General features: G+C 38.3%; 1 protein-coding gene. It reads left to right on the top strand.

Translation table 11 applies throughout. The features are described 5' to 3' along the window. Positions 1-100: 100 nt before the first annotated feature. Positions 101-1330: ISL3 family transposase (locus ACOI1D_RS21650; RefSeq protein ID WP_422504269.1), on the top strand; the 1230-nt coding region annotated here is incomplete at its 3' end.

The following is a 1330-nucleotide window of genomic DNA, read 5'->3' as shown; positions in this document are numbered from 1 at the left end:
GCTTCCTCGCCATTTAATGTTTAATTGTTTAGTTTAAAGTTTAATAAAACTGCTTATACTAGGTAGAAACTATTAAAATACCTAGGAGTGTGTACAACTTATGGAAGATTTCCAAGATAAATATAATGTGTTTCAATCTGCTTTAGATATACCTGAACCATGGTATGTTTTTCATCATGAATTAGCCAAAAATGAAAGAACATTACACATTTATATTGAATACCGTTCAGGTGCTAAGTTTTCATGTCCCAACTGTGGAAAATCAGGGTGTAAGGTTCATGATATTCAAGATCAGGATCGAACGTGGAGGCATCTTGATTTTTGGCAATATCAGACGTTGCTTCATGCAAGAATGCCACGTGTAAAATGTGAATCATGTGGTAAAATACGTACGGTTGAAATTGACTGGGCACGCCCAGGTGCAGGACTTTCATTGTTCTTCGAACACCATGTTATGTCGTTAATGGTGGAAATGCCTGTTGCTGCCGTAGCCCGAAAAGTTGGCGAACATGATACTCGACTTTGGCGTGTATTTAAATACTATGTGAACCAAGCGATGGAAAATATTGATCTGTCTAATGTTACACGTATCGCTCTAGATGAGACATCCAGTAGAAGAGGGCATAAATATGTAACATTGTTTGTGGATACAGATACCAAAAGATTGTTATTTGCGACAGAAGGTAAGGGCGCAAATGTGTTGCAGGATTTTTGTCAGTTCCTAGATAGTAAAGGGGTTTCACCTTCACAAATTGAGGAGATATGTTCGGATATGTCCCCATCTTTTATTTCAGGAATCGAAGAAAACTTCCCGAATGCTTCCATCACCTTTGATAAGTTTCACGTCATGAAATTGGTTAACCAAGCGTTGGATCAGGTGCGAAGGCATGAACAACTCACACAGCCTTTACTAAAAAAGTCACGTTACATATGGCTCAAGAACCAAGAAAATTTAACTGAAAAACAAGAATTGGCGTTTTCAAAACTAAAGGATTTGGACCTGGCAACAGGACGTGCATACCGTATAAAGGTATCGCTACAAAGAATGTGGACCAGATCACCCTTTATTTCAGGTTTATATTTTGATGAATGGTATGAATGGGCAATACGCTCTCAACTTGAACCCATAATTAAGCTTGCGAAATCATTAAAAAGGCATAGGAATGGAGTTCTAAGATGGTTTGTCAGTAAAATGACCAACGGTCTACTTGAAGGAATAAATGGTCTGGTTCAAGCAGCTAAAAGAAAAGCCCGTGGATACCGCTCAACTGACAACTTTATTGCCATGATCTACGCAACCGTTAATAAGCTTGACCTGATTGTTAAGTAC

Origin of the sequence: Virgibacillus sp. DJP39 (assembly GCF_049310925.1) — a bacterium.
Lineage (GTDB): Bacteria > Bacillota > Bacilli > Bacillales > Amphibacillaceae > Virgibacillus_F.
Note: the sequence above shows the minus strand (reverse complement) of the source record. Positions and strands in the feature narration are given on the sequence as shown.